This is a genomic window from Binatus soli (SeqCode) (genome assembly GCF_050015535.1).
Taxonomy (GTDB): Bacteria; Desulfobacterota; Binatia; order Binatales; family Binataceae; genus Binatus; species Binatus soli.
Genome location: NZ_JBEKBF010000004.1, coordinates 19,246 through 37,531 on the forward strand (window position 1 = coordinate 19,246; position 18,286 = coordinate 37,531).

General features: G+C 62.9%; 18 protein-coding genes. 2 read left to right on the plus strand and 16 right to left on the minus strand.

The window, feature by feature from the left end; all coding sequences use genetic code 11:
• The first annotated feature begins 25 nt into the window (after positions 1-25).
• Positions 26-652 (plus strand): glutathione S-transferase family protein, encoded by a 627-nt coding sequence (locus tag ABR989_RS03910; protein WP_428125865.1) that lies wholly within the window; start codon positions 26-28, stop codon positions 650-652.
• An 82-nt stretch (positions 653-734) separates the two neighbouring features.
• Here the strand turns inward: ABR989_RS03910 and ABR989_RS03915 are convergent, their stop codons facing one another.
• The 16 genes from ABR989_RS03915 to ABR989_RS03990 all read right to left on the minus strand — a co-directional run bounded on the left by ABR989_RS03915 (position 735) and on the right by ABR989_RS03990 (position 17,434).
• The gene (locus ABR989_RS03915; RefSeq protein WP_428125867.1) at positions 735-1,583 is read right to left on the minus strand and encodes a PSP1 domain-containing protein; all 849 of its coding nucleotides are present in this window, start codon (positions 1,581-1,583) and stop codon (positions 735-737) included.
• A 6-nt stretch (positions 1,584-1,589) separates the two neighbouring features.
• Complete coding sequence (locus ABR989_RS03920) at positions 1,590-2,669, minus strand: DNA polymerase III subunit (protein WP_428125868.1); 1,080 nt, start codon at positions 2,667-2,669, stop codon at positions 1,590-1,592.
• 10 nt (positions 2,670-2,679) lie between these two features.
• Entirely contained in the window at positions 2,680-3,321 is a 642-nt protein-coding gene (tmk, locus tag ABR989_RS03925; protein ID WP_428125870.1) for a dTMP kinase, read from the minus strand.
• Between the two features lie 30 nt (positions 3,322-3,351).
• Positions 3,352-4,191, minus strand: coding sequence for a prepilin peptidase (locus tag ABR989_RS03930; protein ID WP_428125871.1), 840 nt, complete (start codon positions 4,189-4,191; stop codon positions 3,352-3,354).
• Positions 4,192-4,272: 81 nt separating this feature from the next.
• Positions 4,273-5,106: a bifunctional DNA-formamidopyrimidine glycosylase/DNA-(apurinic or apyrimidinic site) lyase gene (mutM, locus tag ABR989_RS03935; RefSeq protein WP_428125873.1), complete on the minus strand. Its 834-nt coding sequence runs from the start codon at positions 5,104-5,106 to the stop codon at positions 4,273-4,275.
• Positions 5,099-6,037 (minus strand): 16S rRNA (adenine(1518)-N(6)/adenine(1519)-N(6))-dimethyltransferase RsmA, encoded by a 939-nt coding sequence (gene rsmA, locus ABR989_RS03940; protein WP_428125875.1) that lies wholly within the window; start codon positions 6,035-6,037, stop codon positions 5,099-5,101. Before rsmA ends, mutM begins: the two co-directional genes overlap by 8 nt.
• A gap of 11 nt (positions 6,038-6,048) precedes the next feature.
• Complete coding sequence (gene tsaD / locus ABR989_RS03945) at positions 6,049-7,053, minus strand: tRNA (adenosine(37)-N6)-threonylcarbamoyltransferase complex transferase subunit TsaD (RefSeq protein WP_428125876.1); 1,005 nt, start codon at positions 7,051-7,053, stop codon at positions 6,049-6,051.
• Between the two features lie 101 nt (positions 7,054-7,154).
• A complete protein-coding gene (locus ABR989_RS03950) occupies positions 7,155-8,039 on the minus strand; it encodes a tetratricopeptide repeat protein (RefSeq protein WP_428125878.1) in 885 nt (294 codons plus the stop codon).
• Between the two features lie 37 nt (positions 8,040-8,076).
• Positions 8,077-10,443 (minus strand): penicillin-binding protein 1A, encoded by a 2,367-nt coding sequence (locus ABR989_RS03955; RefSeq protein ID WP_428125880.1) that lies wholly within the window; start codon positions 10,441-10,443, stop codon positions 8,077-8,079.
• Positions 10,444-10,461: 18 nt separating this feature from the next.
• Positions 10,462-11,958: a Do family serine endopeptidase gene (locus ABR989_RS03960; RefSeq protein ID WP_428125881.1), complete on the minus strand. Its 1,497-nt coding sequence runs from the start codon at positions 11,956-11,958 to the stop codon at positions 10,462-10,464.
• Positions 11,959-11,982: 24 nt separating this feature from the next.
• A complete protein-coding gene (locus tag ABR989_RS03965; RefSeq protein ID WP_428125883.1) occupies positions 11,983-12,456 on the minus strand; it encodes a DUF1844 domain-containing protein in 474 nt (157 codons plus the stop codon).
• An 11-nt stretch (positions 12,457-12,467) separates the two neighbouring features.
• Positions 12,468-13,325, minus strand: a complete 858-nt coding sequence (gene htpX / locus ABR989_RS03970; RefSeq protein WP_428125884.1) for a zinc metalloprotease HtpX — start codon at positions 13,323-13,325, stop codon at positions 12,468-12,470.
• 51 nt (positions 13,326-13,376) lie between these two features.
• Positions 13,377-14,387: a glycosyltransferase family 9 protein gene (locus ABR989_RS03975; RefSeq protein ID WP_428125885.1), complete on the minus strand. Its 1,011-nt coding sequence runs from the start codon at positions 14,385-14,387 to the stop codon at positions 13,377-13,379.
• A gap of 52 nt (positions 14,388-14,439) precedes the next feature.
• Positions 14,440-15,510, minus strand: coding sequence for a recombinase RecA (gene recA, locus ABR989_RS03980; RefSeq protein ID WP_428125886.1), 1,071 nt, complete (start codon positions 15,508-15,510; stop codon positions 14,440-14,442).
• A gap of 154 nt (positions 15,511-15,664) precedes the next feature.
• On the minus strand, positions 15,665-16,306 hold the full coding sequence (gene thpR / locus ABR989_RS03985; protein WP_428125887.1) for an RNA 2',3'-cyclic phosphodiesterase: 642 nt from the start codon (positions 16,304-16,306) through the stop codon (positions 15,665-15,667).
• A gap of 135 nt (positions 16,307-16,441) precedes the next feature.
• Positions 16,442-17,434: a DUF3108 domain-containing protein gene (locus ABR989_RS03990; RefSeq protein ID WP_428125888.1), complete on the minus strand. Its 993-nt coding sequence runs from the start codon at positions 17,432-17,434 to the stop codon at positions 16,442-16,444.
• A gap of 39 nt (positions 17,435-17,473) precedes the next feature.
• Between ABR989_RS03990 and ABR989_RS03995 the strand changes: the two genes are divergently transcribed.
• On the plus strand, positions 17,474-18,262 hold the full coding sequence (locus tag ABR989_RS03995) for a HEAT repeat domain-containing protein (protein WP_428125890.1): 789 nt from the start codon (positions 17,474-17,476) through the stop codon (positions 18,260-18,262).
• The last annotated feature ends 24 nt before the right edge of the window (positions 18,263-18,286 follow it).

The window sequence follows — 18,286 nt, forward strand, 5'->3', positions numbered from 1 at the left end:
ATGGTCCGCATGGAGGAATTGCCGCATGATCGTCGTCCATCACCTAAACGATTCCCGCTCACAACGTATCCTCTGGCTGCTGGAAGAGCTCGGCCTGCCGTACGAGATCAAGCCATACCAGCGCGATGCGCAAACCCGGCTTGCGCCACCGGAATTGAAGAAGGTTCACCCGCTCGGCAAGTCACCGGTCATCACTGATGGCGATCGGACCATCATCGAATCAGGCGCGATAATCGACTACCTGATACGCCGCCACGGCGGAGGCCGGCTGCAGCCCGCGCCCGAGACTCCGGCCTATGACGAGTACGTGCAATGGATGCACTATGCCGAAGGCTCGGCGATGCTGCCTCTGATGCTCAACCTTTATGCCACGCGCCTGGGTGAAGCGGCTGCCCCACTGATGCCGCGCATCGAGGGCGAGATTGCCAATCACCTCGCTTACATCGATAGCGCTTTGAAGGGCCGGCAGTTCCTGGTGGGAGACACCCTGACAGGCGCTGACATCCAGATGAGCTTCGTAGGCGAGGTGGCCGGCGCGTTCGGCAAGCGTGCGCAGTATCCCAACCTCGACGCGTGGACCAGGCGCTTGCACGAGCGGCCTGCCTACAAGAAAGCGCTGCAACGTGGTGGCGCGTACAGCTTTGCGAACTGAAGACGCGCCGCTGATCACGGATGCGATAGTCGGCAATCAGATCCCGCCGCCACTTCGGGACGTGAGGCGGTAAGGACGCTTGCTACTGCGGGCGCGAGGCGACCAAATCCTCGAGGGTAGCTTCGACGACGACGCCGCCTTCTTCCTCGCGCTGGATCAGCACGGTCTGCTTGAGGACGTTCTGGCGCACCACTCTGCCGTCGCCCTTGACGCATTGCACGCGCTTGCCGACGTTGGGCAGCGCGCGCTTGAGTTCGACGTAGCTGGCATATTCGTAGCGCAGGCAGCATTTTAGCCGCCCGCACATCCCGGCCAGCCGCGAGGGATTGAGCGCGAGGCCCTGCTCGCGCGCCATCTTGACCGTGACCGCCTCGAAGTCGCGCAGCCAACTGGAGCAGCACAGCTCGCGTCCGCATGGACCCATCCCGCCCGTGACTTTGGTCTCATCGCGGGCGCCAATCTGTTTCATCTCGACGCGAACGCGCAGCGTGTTGGCGAGATCGCGGACCAGGTCGCGGAAATCGACGCGGCCCTCGGCGACGAAATAGAAGACAACCTTGCGCGCGTCGAAGGTGTAGTCGGCGCTGACGAGCTTCATCTGGATGCGGCCCTCGCGAATGCGCTCGACGCACAGGCGGCGCGCGTATGCCTCACGCGAGAGGGTTTCCCGCTCGGCCTGGAAGTCATTGTCGGAAGCAATACGGATAACAGGGCGCAGCGAGGAAAGATCGATCGTAACCGCGGGTTCGTGCGGTTCGATCTCGACCGTGCCGACCCGGGTGCCGGCCTCGCTTTCGACCAGCACGCGTTCGCCGCGGCGCAGCGCCCGGTCGCCGGCCAGGAAATTATACAAATGACCGGCCTGCTGGAGACTTACGGCGACGATTTTCGGCATCGGTTGAGAGCCTTCAAATGGATCGATGTCAGCCACTATCTTCTACTCACCCCGCATCGCATGGCCGGCGATAGTCCACCAATTCTCAGCCTGCAGGCGCGGATTAGCATTCGCTTCGACCGCTTCGGTGGCGCGCACTGCCGCGTCGATACATTTCACCACCGCATCGACACCGAGGCTGTCCGCCAGACTCGCCAATTTCGGCCTGGAGTCGGGCGGAAACGCCACGAAATCGGTCTTGAGCAGTTTGTAGCATAGTATTTCTTCGAGGAGTCTTGCGAGTAGCTCGAAATTGCCGGCGGCGGCGTCGCGGTTGGCGAAGAACTCCTGCGCGAGAGACTGTGCGCGGGCGAAATCGATCGATTTTGCGGTACTGAGGGCGTCAAGGAGTTCTTTCATCGGCGGTTCATCGCCGTCGGCGAGTGCGATCGCATTTGCAGCGCTGCCGCGAGCCAGCAAAGCAAGCGCACTGGCGCGAGCTTTATCGTCGATGCCATGCGCGGCAAGGATAGCCTCCAGATCGGCGACCTGGAGCGCAGGAAATCTGACCGTGCGCGTGCGCGAGCGGACGGTGTCGAGCAGGGCGCGCTCGCTGGCGGATACCATGATGATAATTGCGTGGCCGGGCGGCTCTTCGAGCGTCTTCAGGAGCGCGTTCTGCGCCGGGATGTTGAGGCTCTCGGCGTCGTCGATAATTGCCATACGAACCGGCGAGCGCGACGGACGGATTCCCAACCGCGCAATCAATTCGCGGACCTGGTCGATCAGAACTTCGGTACGGCCAACGGGGCGCGACACGTAGGTGAAGTCCGGATGCACGCCCGTCGCGATTTGCACGCATGCAGAACAGCAATCGCATCTCGGCGTGTCCGCATCGGCGGCGCGCGCGCGCGTGCGCTCGGTCTGCGGCGCAAGGCGGACGGGGCATCGCGCGGGATTGCAGCAGAAATTCTCGCCGGGCGATCGCTCGCACATCAGGGCGTGGACGAGGCTGGTTGCGACCAGCGCTTTACCGACGCCGCGCGGACCCGCGAACAGGTAGGCGTGCGAAGGGCGGCTGCGCAATTCGGCCAGCAGCCGGCTTGCGAGTTCACGATGCCCGCGGATCGAATCTATCGGCATGGGGATTCAGTCATCGGCGGGCGAGCAGCTCGTCCACGGCGTGGCGGATGTCGGCGCTGACGGCGGCAACCGGACGGTCGGCGTCGATCACGACGACCCGCGCGGGCTCGGCCTTCGCGATCGCGAGAAAACCGTCGCGCACTCTGCGATGGAAGTCGGCGCGCTCGCCCTCGAAGCGGTCGGAGCCGCGGCCGGTTCCCATTGCTCGCGCGCGGGTGCGCTCGAGACCGGTCTCGACGGGCAGGTCGAGGACAATAGTCAGGTCGGGCGTCACGCTGTCGCTGGCGAGCCGGTTCAGCTCGCCGAGCAGTTTGAGATCGAAGCCGCGGCCGTGGCCCTGGTAGGCGGTGGTCGAATCCGAATAGCGATCGGAAATCACGATTTCGCCGGCGGCGAGCGCGGGCCGGAGTTTTTCGCGGACATGCTGCGCGCGATCGGCAAGGACCAGCAGCAGTTCCGCGGCTACGTCCAGCGAAACCGCGGGATCGAGAAAAATCGCGCGAATCGTTTCGCCGGCCCGCGTGCCGCCCGGCTCATGGGTGACCGTTACGCGGCGGCTGCCTTTGCGCAGCACGTCGCCCAGGATTGCGGCCTGGGTGGTCTTGCCGCTTCCCTCGACGCCTTCGAGCGTGATGAATACACCGCCTGCCATCAGTTAGTTGGATCGCAACGTTGCGCGTCCTTATCCGCCAAGATACCAGCGCGTCAGTTGCGGCTGGAAGAGAGCGAAAACGCCGGCCGCCAGCGCCAGATACGGACCGAACGGAACTTCGGTGCGAAGTATCGAGACGTCTGCTTCCTCCGGATCGGTCACCGGGTCGCCGAGCGGAGCGGGGGAAGTCGCGCCGCCGCCACTGAGCGCGAACGCGATTCCGCCGATCGCGCCTATTACCGAACCGAAAAACAAAGTGAAGAAAACTCCCGGCCAGCCCAGAAATCCACCGACCATCCCCAGCAGCCACACGTCGCCCAGGCCCACACCCTCGCGCCCGCGCACGAGCTGATAGAAATAGCCGGTGCCATACAGGATGCCGCCGCCAAGCGCGATTCCGACCAACGAACTCCTCCAGCCGACCTCCGGCATCATCAGCGACGCGGCGATGAATCCCACCAGCGTCCCGGGCCAGGTAATGACGTTCGGAATCAGCCGCCAGTCGTAATCGACGATCGCGACGACCCACAGCGCGGCGCATAGTACGAAGCGCGCGATCGCGTCGGGGATCGGGAAGGCGAGGTAGAGATAGAGGGCGATGATGGCGAGTCCGAATTCGGCGAGGAAATGGCGGAACGGAATCGGCGCGCCGCACATCAGGCATCGCCCGCGCAATCCAAGGTAGGCGAGAATCGGGATGTTCGCCCACCATGGAATCGCGCGCTCGCAACTCTCACAAAATGAGCGCGGCGTGACGATCGAAAGATCGCGGGGGAGCCGATACGCAACCACGCAAGCGAAGCTGCCGACGCACGCGCCGAAAAGGAAGAAAATTGCGGCGCCGATCCCGCTGGGCAAATCAAGTGTCATAGCGTCATCGCCTCTTCCAATTGCGACCTCCGATTGTCAATAAATAACATACACGTTGGAGCGCCGAGGATTGACTCGAGGTCAGCGCTGGCATTTCGGACAATAGAAGCTGGCGCGCTGGCCCACGATCACGTTTTTGATCGGCGTCGAGCATGTGTAGCACGATTTCCCCTCGCGGCCGTACACGCGCAAGCGCGCGGCGAATCGCCCGGGCTGTCCGCGTGAATCGCGATAGCTGCGAAAGGTCGTGCCGTTACTGCCGATCGCGGCGCGAAGGATAACCGGCGCGGCCGCCGCGATTTTTTCGATCTCGATTCGCGTCACGCGGCCAGCCCGTCGCGCGGGACGCACGCCGGCGCGAAATAGAATCTCCGATGCGTAGATATTGCCGATACCGGCGACGATTCGCTGATCCATTATCAGGTTCTTGATCGCCAACTTCCGGCCGCGCGCCTTCGCAGCGAGGTAGCCGGCGTTGAATTGATGCGACAACGGCTCGGGGCCGAGACCTTTCAGTTCCGCCGTGGAAGCCAGCGCGGCGCGCTGCACGAGACGGACCATGCCGAAGCGCCGCGGATCGTTGTAAACCAGGCGCGAGGCGTCGTCGAGCGAGAATTCGAGATGGTCGTGGCGCGGATCGAAGTCGTCAGCGCGGAAGCCGTCGTGGCGATGAGTCAAACTGCCGGACATCCCGAGGTGCACAATCATCACGTCGTCGCCGTCGAGCTCGACGATCAAATATTTGGCGCGGCGCGACAGCTTCACAATTCGCCGGCCGGCGATCGCCGCGGCAAAATCCACGGTGACGCCGCGGCGCAGCCGTTTCTCGCCGATTCGAACGCTCACGATCGTTCTGCCCACGGCGGTGCGAACGAGTATCCGGCGCAATGACTCGACTTCCGGTAGTTCAGGCATCGCGGGTGACGATCCTGCCGGCCAGTTCGATCCGCAGCGCGTGCGCGAGTCTTAAAAAATCGCGTACGCCGAGCTTCTCGGCGCGCGTGGCTGGATCGATCGCCGCGCATCCGAGCGCGCGCGCGATCCGCGTGCTGTCGATTCCCAGCGAATGGCTGAGCGCATTGCGAATCGTCTTTCGCGGCGCAGAGAACGAGGCGCGCACGGTTTCGAGCACGTCGCGTTCGTCTCCGGCCGCAAACGTTTGCGGCGCCCGGGGCGTGAAAGCGAGAACTTCGGCGTCGATTTTGGGACGCGGATGGAAGCTGCCGGCGGCGACGCTGAAATGCAGATCGATCTTCCAGTACAGCGCGTTGAATACGCTGAGCGCCCCATACGCATCGTCGCCGGGGATCGCGCGAATCCGCGCGGCGACTTCGCGCTGAAACATCAGGACCATCCTCGAAATCATGCGCGCGTTGTCGCTGAGCCGGCGCAGGATGGCCGCCGCGACATTGAACGGAAGATTGCCGATTACCTTGACCGGTGGATCGGTGAGGAGTGCCGCGAAATCGATCGCAAGAAAGTCGGCGTTGATAACGCGAACGTTCGCGTTGCCGCCGTCTGCGAAGCGCTCCTGGAGCCGGGCAGCGAGGCGCGGGTCGAGTTCCACCAGCGTCAGCGAGCGTAGCGGCCGCGCCGCGATCTTCTCGGTCAGGATGCCCAGCCCGGGACCTATCTCGACTACCGGGTCGGTTTTGGACAACTCCGCCGCAGCGACGATTCGATCGGCGACAGCGCTGCTGGTTAGGAAATTCTGGCCGCGCGATTTTGCCGGCCGCACACCGGCTCTCGCCAGTGCCGGTGCAGGACGCGACGGCGTTTCAATTCCGCCGCCGACGCCGGCGCGTTTAAGTTTGCGGCGCGCGTGCGATTTTCGTGCAATCGTCATCTGCTCCGAATTCAAAGCGCAAGATTGGCTTCCGCGTCGATGCTAAGCGGGTCGCGCTCACCGCGGATCAGACGGTAGCCGCCCGCGAGCGCTATCATCGCCGCATTGTCGGTGCAATATTTGAGCGCGGGCGCGACCAGCCGGCGGCCATCGGCCGCTGCCGCCTCGGCCAGCCTGTCGCGCAATCTCGAATTTGCCGCGACGCCGCCGGTCAGCGCGATGGTATCCGCGCCCAGCTCGCGCGCGGCGGCGATGGCCGGCTTCACCAGCATATCGACAACAGCTTCCTGAAAACTCGCGGCGAGATCCTCGGGCCGCTCGGCACGGCCATCCTCACTGGCCAAAAGAGTTGCGACCGCCGTCTTCACGCCGCTGAAACTGAAATCCATAGGCGCGCCCCTGACGTGGGCGCGCGGGATTCGCACGCGCTTTCGATTGCCGCGGCGCGACATCTCATCAATTGCGCGGCCGCCCGGATAGCCCAGTCCCATCAGCTTGGCGACTTTGTCGAACGCCTCGCCGGCGGCGTCGTCGCGAGTGCGTCCGATTCGGCGGTAACGCCCGAAATCCTCGACCGCGAACAGCGCAGTGTGACCGCCGGATACGACCAGCGCCAGGTACGGCATCGCGATACGATTTTCGAGCAGCGGCGCCAGCAGATGGCCCTCGATATGATTCACGCCGACCAGCGCAACGCCGCTCGCCTGCGCCAGACCCTTGGCGAACATCAAGCCGACCAGCAGCGAGCCGACCAATCCCGGGCCGCGCGTGACTGCGATTCCCTCGATGTCCACGAGGCGGCATCCCGCCGCGTCCAGCGCGCGCTCGATGACGGGCCCAATCGTGACGACGTGACTCCGCGACGCGAGTTCGGGAACAATGCCGCCGTAAGCGCGATGGATGTCGTCCTGATTGGCTACCGTGCTCGAGCGAATGTCGGCGATGCCCGGTGCGGTGGTTTCGAGCACCGCGGCGGCAGCGTCGTCGCACGAAGATTCAATTCCGAGTATCAGCATCGCGAGCTTGTTCAGGATGACACAAAAACAGGATGACACAAGAAAACGGACGCGCGGGCTACTTCTTTACCAACCCCTTCTAACTAAGTTGCCCCGCGCGTTCAGTCTGCTGGAGCAGGCGGCGGTGCGGGCGGCGGCGGAGCGGGCGCTTCGTCGGGGGGCGGAGCAACGTCGGGCTCTGCGGGCGCCGGTTGATCGAGATCCGGGGGCGGCGCTGGGTTGGCATCGGCCGGCACGGACCCGGACACGCGCGTAACGCCGACGCGCGCAGTCAGGTTGCCCGGACTTGCGGCTAGCGCCTTCTGATAGGCGGCGGCGGCCTCGGCGGATTTACCCGACTGCTCGAGACTGAGCCCTTCGAACGCGTAGATTTCGCCGAGCCACGCGGAATTCGAGGCGAGCCCGATTTCCGCGCGCTTGAAGAACGTCTGCGCCTGCGCGTAGTCCTTGCGCGCGACGTATGCGCGGCCCAGGTAGAAGTACGCGTACGAGTTGCTCGGATCGATCGAAATCGCGTGCGCTAGTTCGCGAATCGCGTCGTCAGTGTGGCCACGGTCGAGCTCGACGCGCTGCCGTTCGGTGATTCTCAACGATGCAGCACGAGCGGGAGTTGGCGCCGTATCGATCAGCGGCGTCAGCGACGAGTCGCTGATTTGGGGCGTCGTCGCGATCGAACCCACGTCGATCGCGGGCGCGATCTCGGCCGGCGCTGCTGCGGAAGGCTGTGAAGTGGGTGATGAATTGGCCATCGGCGCCTGGCTTTCGGCGGTCGTCGGCTGTGCTGCCGGCACCGCGATCCATTCGCCGGAATTAGGACTTGTCTCGGCGGCGGGAGATGGCGCCGCGCCGGGAGACGCTGACCCGGCGGGAGATGGCGCCGCGCCGGGACTAGGCGTCGCGAGATCCTGCGCCGGAATCGATTCTTCTTCGAGCTCTGCCAGGAGTGTTGGCTGGCGCTGTGATGCGGTCGCGGAAATCGGCAGCATCGACAGAAATATTGCGAAAGCGAATGGGCGGAGCGAACTAGTCATTAGGATCAGCTACGGGATTCGGCGCCTCGGGCATCTTGTGGTCCGCAGCCGTCAAAGACGTCACCGAAGTATGATACGGGCAGTCCTTTGTTGGCGCCATCCCTTGCGGATACACGCCCATCATCGTCACCGGGCAATAGGGCGTCGCTTTATAGCCGGTAGTCGGATCGACCTTTACCTCGACGATTCCCGGCGGAGCGGTGAAATCGAGCGGCGGGCGCGACGCGGTCGCCGCTTTCATAAAAGCGGTCCACGCCGGCAGCGAAGCTTGCGCGCCGGTCAGCCCCAGCTCCTCCTTTTGATCGAAACCCGTCCAGACCACTGCCAGCAGGTTCGGCGTAAAGCCCGCGAACCATGCGTCCTTGGCGTCGTTGGTGGTGCCGGTCTTGCCTGCCGCCGGCCGCGTGAAACCCATCGAGCGCGCGCCCGCGCCGGTGCCGTGATTGATCACGTTTTCGAGCATGAACTGCATCATGTACGCGAGTTCGGGGGAGATTACCTGTTCGGCGGCGAGTTCGTGACCCTCGATTACCTTGTTGTTTTCATCGACCACGGCGGTAACGGCGTAGGGTTGGATTTCCATCCCGTCGTTGGCAATTACGGCGTACGCGCGCGCGACCTGCATCGGCGAGACTTCGATTCCGCCGAGCACGATCGACGGGTAGGGCGGCAAGTCGCCAAAGCCGAGCTTCGACGCCATCGCGCGGATTCGATCCAGTCCGACGCTGTTGGCCAGCCGCGCGGTCGCGGAGTTGAGCGACTCGCCGAGCGCGAACTCGAGCGTGACGTGGCCGAAGAAGCGGTCGCGATAGTTATTCGGCGTCCAGCTCATGTCGCCGTACTGCCAGGTGAACGGCGCGTCCTCGATATAGCTGGTCGGCAGGAACTTCTCGGCTCCTCCTGACAGGGTCTCGTCGAACGCCGCCAGGTAGGTCACCGGCTTGAAGACCGAACCGGGCTGACGTTTGGACTGAGTAACGCGATTGAACTGGCTCGAGCGGTAGTCGCGCCCGCCGGCCATCGCGCGAATCCTTCCGCTCTGCGGCTCGAGAGCGACGAGGCACGACTCGAGGCGCTCCTTGGTCTCGCGGCGGGCAAGCTTCGGATGCTTGACTTCCAAATCGCTGAGATTGTGCGCGATCGCATTCTCGGCAAGCTTTTCCATGTGTACATCGAGCGAGGTGAAGATTCGCAAACCTTCGCCGCTGAGCACCTGCGGCGGATAACGCTCGGCCAGTTCTTTCTTGACGAAATCGACGAAGTAGGGCGCGTCGTTGCCCTCGGCATAAACTTCCCGCGGATGCAGCGGCTCGCTGACTGCCGAATCGTAAGCGGTTTTGCCGATGTACCCATCCTGGAGCATCGCGGCCAGGACCTCGTCGCGTCGCGGGCGGGCGGCGTCGGGATGGTGCAGCGGATTGAGCCGGTTGGGCGAACTGATCAAGCCGGCAATTGTAGCCATTTCGCCAATAGTCAGATCGCGCGGGTCCTTGGAGAAGTAGTACTCAGACGCTTCCCAGACGCCGTATATACCTTCCTGGCCGCGCTGGCCCAAGTAGATATCGTTAATATAGTTCTCCAGGATTTCATCCTTGGAGTAGCGGCGCTCCGCGATGTACGCCATCATCGCTTCCTTGAGCTTGCGCTGGTAGCTTCGCTCGCGGGTCAGGAAGAAGTTCTTCATCAGCTGCTGGGTGAGCGTCGAGCCGCCCTGGCGCACGTGCCCCGAGGTAAAATCGATGTACGCGGCCTTGATGGTGCGGACCAGGTCAACGCCGTGATGCTCGTAAAAGCGATGGTCTTCGGCGGCCAGAATCGCATTGATCAGCGTGGGCGGAATCTGGCTCAGGCGCACGAGCCGGCGCTGCTCCCATTCGCCCTCGAAGATGCCGCTGATGAGTTCGGGTTCCAGCTCGATCGAGAAGATCGGTTTATGGGTCACGAAATCACCCATCGATTCGATCGTATCTCCCTTAAGAGTCAGCTCGACGAATTCGCCGCCGAAGTTGCCGTACGGATACGCGAAGCTATGCAGAAAGATGTCGAGCTTGCCGCGCTTGCGACTGAAGCTGTACTCGCCGCGAGAGGCGACGTGGTCCGAATCGACGGGATGGTAATTCAGGCGCGCGAGGCGCTCGAAGAAACCGAGGTCCTTGAGATCCTGGCCTGGGTAAATCAGCACCGAGTCGGAATAAATGCGCGACGGGATGTCCCATCGCTTGCCCGAGAACCGCGCGACAACTTCATTCTCGAGCTGATTGTAGTAGCTGAAGAACAGCCACAAGGTGGGAGGGATGGCGAACAAGATGAGCGCGCCCACGCCGATGAGCGCGAATTTCAGGATTCGTTTCGGGGACATCGGGAATGCGTCCCCGGCTCAGGCCTCCGGTTTGACGGTCACGTAGATAGTGGCGTCGCCGCGCCTGACTAGCAGCAGGACTATTTTGCCCTTGGCGCTTGTCTTCAGCGCATTTTGGTACGAGTCAACGTTCTTGACGGCCGCGCGATTGACCTCGAGGATCACGTCGCGAGCGCGAAGGCCGGCCTCGTCGGCGCGGCTGCCGGACTGGACCGACGAAATCACGACGCCGCCGGACGTATCGAGCCCGAGTTCTTTGGCGAGATCGGGACTCAGGTCCTTGACGTGGAGGCCGAAGGGCGAGACGGCGCCGAGGTCGGGCTTTCCCGGTTTTTCAGCCGCCACGATTTCGGGCTCGCGGGACTGCGTAATCGTGACCGGCAGATCGATCGTCTGCTTGTCGCGAATCACCTTGAGAATCCCTTTGTGGCCCAGGTCGGCACGGCCGATCAGCAGCGGCAATTCCCGCGAGTCGCTAACCGGTTGATTGTCGAACGCGACGATTACGTCGCCCCGCTTGACGCCGGCCGCCCTGGCTGGTCCGCCGTCGAGCACCTTGGCAACCAGCGCGCCGCGTGAATCCGCAAGGCCCAGCGACTCGGCCAGCTCAGGCGTCACCTTCTGGATGTACACGCCGAGCCATCCGCGCACGACTTTGCCCGAACTCTTGAGTTGCGGCAGCTCTTCCTTGACCAGTTCGATGGGAACCGCGAAGCCGATTCCCATGCTGGCGCCGGTGTGCGTGTAGATCGCACAATTGACGCCGACCACGTCGCCGCGCAGATCGATCAGCGGACCGCCCGAGTTGCCGGGATTTATCGACGCGTCGGTCTGGATGAAATCCTGGTAGTTGCCCGGGATGAAGCGTCCCTTGGCGCTGACGATTCCGGCCGTCACGGAATGATCGAAGCCGAACGGGTTGCCGATCGCCATCACCCATTCGCCCACCTTCAAGTCGTCGGAGTTGCCCAGCGGCGCGACCGCCAGGTCGTGCTTCGCATCGATCTTCAGCAGCGCGATGTCGCTCTTCTCGTCATGCCCGACAATCTTGGCGACGTAATTGTGGCCGTCCTGCGTGGTCACGGTGACCGTGCCCGGATTCTCGACGACGTGCTCGTTGGTCAGGATGTAGCCGTCCTTGGTTATGATGAAGCCGGAGCCAAGCGCCTTGGAGTGCGGCGAGCCGCCGAACTCCTCGAAAGGATGCGAGTGCGGTGGCGCGAGAAAGCCATGCGGAGACTCTTCGGGCGATGGCTCGGCGCCTTCTGCGGGTTCGTCGGGTTCGTCGGTCGAGATGTTCACGACGGCGGGGCTGAGCTTGGCTGCGAGCTCCACGAAGTCCGGCATCGACTGGGCTTTCGCCACGTGAGCGGGGTCGGCAAGCTCGGTCCAGAAGCGCGCGGGCGGCGCGGAATCCGCCGCGCGCGCCACGATGCCAGAGGCAATCAAAGTGAATGTCGCGGTAAAAATCGCGACGCCAAGAAAGACGATGGGTCGGGAAAACTTATGCGTCATGTGTGATTAAGCGAAGACGGCCGCTCAACGGCCCGGCGGTCTCGCTAATTCAACGTACTTCATTTGCAGACTGGAAAGAATCTCTTTGAGCAAGGCTTGTTCGTGGGGATCGAGGTTCCCCCGCGTCTTGTCGCGCAACATTATGATGATATCGATCATCTGCTGCGCCGAAATCAGGTCGTGCGTCACCTGACCGCTCGCCGGGTCGGGTAATTCGCCCAGCGCCGCCAGGGCCTGCTCTGACAGGCTCCATAGAAACGCCGCGAATGTCAGCTCGAGAGGCGCTTGGCTCGAATGGTGGCTCGCCGCGTGCTGCGAGGGGGCGGCTTGCGGCTTGGAGATCGACTCTGGCCCCGGCGCCTCGGGCTTGGATTTTATTTCCAACGCTTCGCCGCTCTCAGATGGCGCCTCGTCGCCTGCCTTGGCCTCGCCTTCGGCGGAGAAACGCCGGCGGTCCTGAACCTTGAATCCGCGGCCCTTTTCTTCCGATTCTTCCATCGATGGTGCCCTCACCCTTGTCCAATCTGTCCCGCAGACATCTGCTCGAGCCGGTGGATTCGCTCCTCGATCGGCGGATGCGTCGAGAACAGCCGCGAAATTCCCGCCGCGCTCAACGGATTCACTATAAACAGATGGGCCGTCGCAGGGCTGGCGTCCATCGGCATCCGCTCGTTGGCGGCCTCGAGCTTGCGCAGCGCGCTGGCCAGGTACAAGGGATTATGAGTGAGCGTGGCCCCGCTCGCATCGGCCTGGTACTCGCGCGTGCGCGAAATCGCGAGTTGAATGAGGGTCGCCGCGATCGGCGCGAGAATGCCCGCGACCAGCAGCCCCGCCAGCCCGCCTTCCTCGTCGTCGCGACTGCCAAGTCCGAAGATCGCACCCCATCGAACCATCGAGCCGATCATCATCACGGCGCCGGCCATGGTGGCTGCGATCGAGCTGGTCAATATGTCGTGATTGGTCACGTGCGAGAGTTCATGGCCGATGACGCCCTTCAATTCCTCGCGCGTGCAGATTCGCATGATCCCGCGCGTCACGGCGACGGCGGCATGATGCACGTTGCGGCCGGTCGCGAAGGCGTTGGGCGTGTCGGAATCGATAAGGTACAGGCGCGGCATCGGGATTCCCGCCGAATGCGCCAGCTCGTTGACGATCGAGTAGAGTTCCGGCGCCGATTGCGCGTCGAGTTCCTGCGCTCCGTAAGCGCGCAGCACAATCTTGTCGGAGAACCAGTAGCTGAAGAAGTTCATCACCGCGGCGATAACGAAAAAGATCACGACGCCGCGCGAACCTCCGATCAGCCCGCCGATTACCATCAGCAGACCCGTCATCAGACCCAGCAGCAGCGTCGTCTTGAAGAAGCTCATAGCCCCTCCCTCGCGCGACTTACATATGTTGTCCGATGATGCATGCCCTTCTCAGTGTATTATCTTTGACGCTGCTCCACAAATTTTGACAACCAACGCGGCGACTTCATCGGCCTCGATGGAATCGATGGGGTTGCGCCTGAGAATGCCGATTTGTCCACCCGCGCCCGGCGCGACAGGACGCCATCGCGCGGGATCGGTCGGCCCGAAGATAACCACACCGGACGCGCCGGCCGCGGCCGCCAGATGCGACACGCCCGAGTCGTTGCCTACGAAGGCCGATGCGACGCGCGCGATCGCCGCGACCGTCGGCAAATCGAGGTGCTTCAGGATCGGGACGCCGGGCTCGCGAAAGATCGGTTCCAGCGATATTTCGGCGGGACCGAGAATGACCGCGACGCTCGAGCGATTCGATTTCGATAGTATCGACGCGAGCGCCGCGAATTTGTCAGCCGGCCAGTTCTTGCCGGGACTTCCGCTGCCGGGAAAAATCACAATCAAATTCGAGCCGCCGCATTTCGATTGTACCAGCGCACGCGCGGCTGCCGCGAGGTCATCCGGGGTCGGTTCGAGCCGTGAATCCACCAGCAGAGCGGTCTCGTCAATTTCAATTTCAATTTCAGTTGCCCGCAAGTAAGCCGCCGATACGTGGCCGTCACCGCCGGGGCGGAACGGATGAAACGAGACGTGCCCATCGGTGGCAGCCGCCAATCGCGCGCGAAAACGCCCGTCGTCCGAGGCGAAGAACGAGTAGATGCGATCGAAATCCGCGAAGAATCGACGCGCATTTGCGCTGACCGGCGTTTGCTCGGATTCTGCGCCCGGTTCCGTGAATAGTTCGCCGACCTCGCGAGCGTCTATCGAATGACCGCGTGCGACGACGGTTCTTCCGGCTGCGAGCCGGGCCAGTTCCAAGCGCGCCATCAGCTCGACCGAGGCGCCGCGGTAGCGCCGCGAAATCGCCCCAAGCGCGGGCATCAAGCACATGAGGTCGCCGAGCGCGCCCGGAAAAATGACCAGCACGCGACGGATGGATCGGCTGGCCTTTTTCTCCAGGGTCATCGAGGAAAGTGTATCACCAAGGCGAAACCTGGGTTTCGCGCGGTCCTTCCGATCACCCCTTTTTCTTTGGCGGCGGCGCGGGCGTCTCCGCCGGCTCCTCGACCGTCGCGCCGGGCGGCAGCGCGACCGGCTTGGCCGCCAGCTTTTCGCGCACCTTGGCTTCGATCTCGTCCGCCAGCTTCGGATTCGCCTTGAGCAAATCGCGCGCGTTCTCGCGTCCCTGCCCGATTCGTTCACCGTTGTAGGAGTACCAGGCGCCGAGCTTCTCGATGATGCCGTGCTCGCTGGCCATATCGACCAGTTCGCCTTCCTTCGAAATCCCAGTGCCGTACAGGATGTCGAACTCGGCCTCGCGAAACGGCGGCGCAACCTTGTTCTTCACCACTTTGACTTTGGTCCGCGAGCCAATCACTTCGGTCGCGTTCTTGATCGTGCCGATTCGCCGGATATCGATTCTCACCGACGAATAAAACTTAAGGGCGTTGCCGCCGGTGGTCGTTTCCGGATTCCCGAACATCACGCCAATCTTCATCCGGATCTGGTTGATGAAAATAACGATCGTGCGCGAGCGTGATATGATCGACGTAAGCTTGCGCAGTGCTTGCGACATCAGGCGCGCCTGCAGGCCCATCTGCGGCTCGCCCATCTCACCTTCGATTTCCGCGCGTGGCACCAGCGCCGCCACCGAGTCTATTACCAGCACGTCGATCGCGCCCGATTGCACCAGCGTCTCCGTGATCTCCAGCGCCTGCTCGCCGTTGTCCGGCTGCGAGATGAGCAGATCCTCGACCTTGACGCCGAGCTTGCGCGCATAGGCCGCGTCGAGCGCGTGTTCCGCGTCGATAAACGCGCAGGTACCGCCCGTCTTCTGCGCTTCCGCGATACATTCCAGCGCCAGCGTCGTCTTGCCCGACGATTCCGGGCCGTAGATTTCGACCACGCGCCCGCGCGGCAATCCACCCACGCCCAGTGCGAGGTCGAGTCCGAGCGAGCCGGTCGATACGACCGCGATATCGGCCGAAATCGCCTGCTCGCCGAGCTTCATGATCGAGCCTTTGCCGAACTGTTTCTCGATTTGGCTCAACGCCAGGTCGAGCGCTTTACTTTTGATCTCTATCGCCATCGATTATGCCCATGCGGGATTTCTTTTATCGCGGTGCGAATCTTGTCACAAACTGGCGTCGATAGCTCTATCCGCGCCGGCCCTCGTGTCCACAGGGGTGTTAAGAAGGCAACCCCGGTGTTACCAAAAGAACGAAAAGCGGCACCGCGGCCTGCTAACGCGCCTGGAACAGAAATGTCGCCAGCGCTTCGTAGCTGGATCCGTCGGGCCCCAGATGGCTGCGGTAGAGCGTGATCGATTCGATCCTCGAGACGCCGAACTCGCGGTCCCGCGCCGCGTATAATGCCTGCCGGGTTTTGCCCGCAACCGGCTGATCGCCAACCCGCCCGATCGTCAGATGCCCGCTCCAGCGCCGCTTTTCGCGCTCGAATCCATAGTCAGCCGCGACCGTCTCCAGCCGTGCGGCAAGCGCGGCAAGCGCCCCCGGTTCCACGCTATGCAATCCCACCCAAATCGTGCGCGGACGCTCGAGGTCGGGGAACGCGCCGACTCCCGCCGCGGCGACCTCGAATGGCGCCGTCTTTGTCGCGAGCTGATGAAGCCCGGCGGTGAGCCGCTCCAATCGATGCGAATCCACTGCCGGTCCGAGAAACTTGAGCGTGATATGCAGATTTGCCCGCGGCACCCATCGGACGCCGTCGCGTGGATGCTTCAGATCGCCGATCGTCTCCGCCACCGACTCCTCGACCTGCTCGTTCATCCGGACTGCGACGAACGCGCGCACTCCCCGGGCTTCGCGATCCACGAAGTCGTCGTGGAGATGCGCTCGTGCCTGACCTTCCACCCAATGCGTCATTCGATCCTGATTGAAATTAAGTTGAGCTGCCTGATCCTTCTTCCAAGGTCGAGCAGTCGTAGAAAAATTCGAGCTTCTTGGGCATCGTCCGATTTCCCCCCGCTCATAGTAGCTCAGTCAACCGCGGCGGGACCATCACTTTTGCGCACTCTCCAGTCCATCCTTGCCATCGATCTTGATCAAGTCCGCGCGCACGTACCCGATGAACGCCTGCGCCTCGATCCGCAACGGCAGATGGCGCTCATCCGCCGATATCCACAACACCGTCCCGTGCGCCTCGCTGCGCAGCGCGCCGTCGCTGACGTACCAGACGTCGGGCACGATGCGCCACGCGTCGAAGTCGCCGATCGAGAGGTGAATCTTCTCCCGCTTCTCGACCTCGAATGCGAAAACATAGCGCTGGCTGCCGCTGAACACGTCGAACGCATAGGTCTTGCCCGGCTCGAAGTTCTGCGTCAGCGCCATCATCGCGCCCGATATCGGTCCCCACGGATCCGACGCGATGAATTCCTTGCTCTGCGTTCCTTTGTGATTCTTCTTCGTCATCGTGACCATCTGCGCGGGCCGATCGATGGTCACGTCGTAGTAATTGAGCCGCGATTTTTCGTGTTGGACCAAATAAACACCGCTGGTGTGGAGCGTGTCATCGGCCATGCTCTCCCGCATGTAGTCGCGCATTTTGTAGAACAGATCCGCAAACGGGTTGGTCTCGATCCAGATTTCCCCGACCCATCGCGAAGGACCTTTTGGCTGTTTGTGGAATTCGAGGCGCGCGTGCGCCGCCGGAATCCCAACCCACGACGCTTGATAGATCAACTGCTCGCCGTCGTGAAAGGGTATCGGCCCCGGTTTGTACGCCGGCACCTTCGCCTTGACCTCGGGCGGCAGCGCCATCGGGGTCGGCGCCGGTGTGGGAAGATGGCGATGCTTGTGTGGGGCCGCCGGCTGATCCTGTGCCGGCGGATCCGAATACGATGGGCCCGATGCCGGTATCGGCGCCGCGACAGCGCCCGCGCCGGTGGCGGCCATAATGAGCATGAACGCGGCGATTACAATGCTCGCCGGCGCGCCGCCACGAACATTTACGCGCCGCGGCCCGGCGGCGTGCTTCCTTGCAATATCAGTCATGATCACCAATAATTCTGGCCGATTGCGGAGGTGCGGGAAATGACTATCACGCGAAATTTATTTGCTGTCTTCGCGCTGGGCGTCGCGCTTGCCGTACCACACCTCGCCTTTGCGCAGTATGGCGGCCAGGGACTGGGCAGCGCTCTCAGTTCCAATCCAATGTCGCATCAGGGGCAAGTGAAACCCGGCATTGACGATATGGCGAATCGCGCGGCCACGGAAACGCCGTTCAAAGTCATCAAAGACGTAAAGCTCGGCCTCAAGGACGCCGACCCGGCAGTGCGCGTCTCCGAACTGGTGAAACTCCGCTACCTGCAGGATCCGGAAGTCAACCAGATCCTGATGAACTCGATGTCCGACCCGGACGCGCGCGTCAAGATAAAGGCCGTCGACATCCTCGGCGCGCGTGAAGCCAATGAGTCCGTGACGCCGATGTCCTCGATGCTCTTTCTGCGTTCCACCGAGCCCATCGTCAAGCTGCATCTGGTGGCGGCGCTTGGCAGGATTGGCGATGCGCAAGGCGCGATGCCCGTCATGCAGTATCTCGGCGAAGATCAGGACGAGCGCGGCCGCGGCACTGCCGTCTTCGCGCTTGGCGAAATCGGAAGCGACAAGGCGGTAGGGCTGCTGAACACGGTGGTTGCCGAGGATCAAAGCCAGATGGTGCGGCGGCTTGCGCAGGAAGCGCTGCAAAAGGTCAGCGGCCAGATGCCGACCGAGCGCGCCAAGAAGGTGGCTGCGGATTCGAGCAAAGAGAACGAGCCGACCGATCAGAAACTTGCCAAGCTGCGCGAGATGGACAAGAAGATGGAGGACATGGAGCGCTGACCGCGCATCGTATCTCCCTGACTT

What these genes read in the sequence shown, in the direction of transcription:
- ABR989_RS03910 (WP_428125865.1), top strand. Translation starts at nt 26, where the DNA reads ATGATCGTCGTCCATCACCTAAACGATTCCCGCTCACAACGTATCCTC.
- ABR989_RS03920 (WP_428125868.1), bottom strand. Translation starts at nt 2,669, where the DNA reads ATGCCGATAGATTCGATCCGCGGGCATCGTGAACTCGCAAGCCGGCTG.
- tmk (WP_428125870.1), bottom strand. Translation starts at nt 3,321, where the DNA reads ATGGCAGGCGGTGTATTCATCACGCTCGAAGGCGTCGAGGGAAGCGGC.
- ABR989_RS03930 (WP_428125871.1), bottom strand. Translation starts at nt 4,191, where the DNA reads ATGACACTTGATTTGCCCAGCGGGATCGGCGCCGCAATTTTCTTCCTT.
- mutM (WP_428125873.1), bottom strand. Translation starts at nt 5,106, where the DNA reads ATGCCTGAACTACCGGAAGTCGAGTCATTGCGCCGGATACTCGTTCGC.
- rsmA (WP_428125875.1), bottom strand. Translation starts at nt 6,037, where the DNA reads ATGACGATTGCACGAAAATCGCACGCGCGCCGCAAACTTAAACGCGCC.
- tsaD (WP_428125876.1), bottom strand. Translation starts at nt 7,053, where the DNA reads ATGCTGATACTCGGAATTGAATCTTCGTGCGACGACGCTGCCGCCGCG.
- ABR989_RS03950 (WP_428125878.1), bottom strand. Translation starts at nt 8,039, where the DNA reads ATGCTGCCGATTTCCGCGACCGCATCACAGCGCCAGCCAACACTCCTG.
- ABR989_RS03955 (WP_428125880.1), bottom strand. Translation starts at nt 10,443, where the DNA reads ATGTCCCCGAAACGAATCCTGAAATTCGCGCTCATCGGCGTGGGCGCG.
- ABR989_RS03960 (WP_428125881.1), bottom strand. Translation starts at nt 11,958, where the DNA reads ATGACGCATAAGTTTTCCCGACCCATCGTCTTTCTTGGCGTCGCGATT.
- ABR989_RS03965 (WP_428125883.1), bottom strand. Translation starts at nt 12,456, where the DNA reads ATGGAAGAATCGGAAGAAAAGGGCCGCGGATTCAAGGTTCAGGACCGC.
- htpX (WP_428125884.1), bottom strand. Translation starts at nt 13,325, where the DNA reads ATGAGCTTCTTCAAGACGACGCTGCTGCTGGGTCTGATGACGGGTCTG.
- ABR989_RS03975 (WP_428125885.1), bottom strand. Translation starts at nt 14,387, where the DNA reads ATGACCCTGGAGAAAAAGGCCAGCCGATCCATCCGTCGCGTGCTGGTC.
- recA (WP_428125886.1), bottom strand. Translation starts at nt 15,510, where the DNA reads ATGGCGATAGAGATCAAAAGTAAAGCGCTCGACCTGGCGTTGAGCCAA.
- thpR (WP_428125887.1), bottom strand. Translation starts at nt 16,306, where the DNA reads ATGACGCATTGGGTGGAAGGTCAGGCACGAGCGCATCTCCACGACGAC.
- ABR989_RS03990 (WP_428125888.1), bottom strand. Translation starts at nt 17,434, where the DNA reads ATGACTGATATTGCAAGGAAGCACGCCGCCGGGCCGCGGCGCGTAAAT.
- ABR989_RS03995 (WP_428125890.1), top strand. Translation starts at nt 17,474, where the DNA reads ATGACTATCACGCGAAATTTATTTGCTGTCTTCGCGCTGGGCGTCGCG.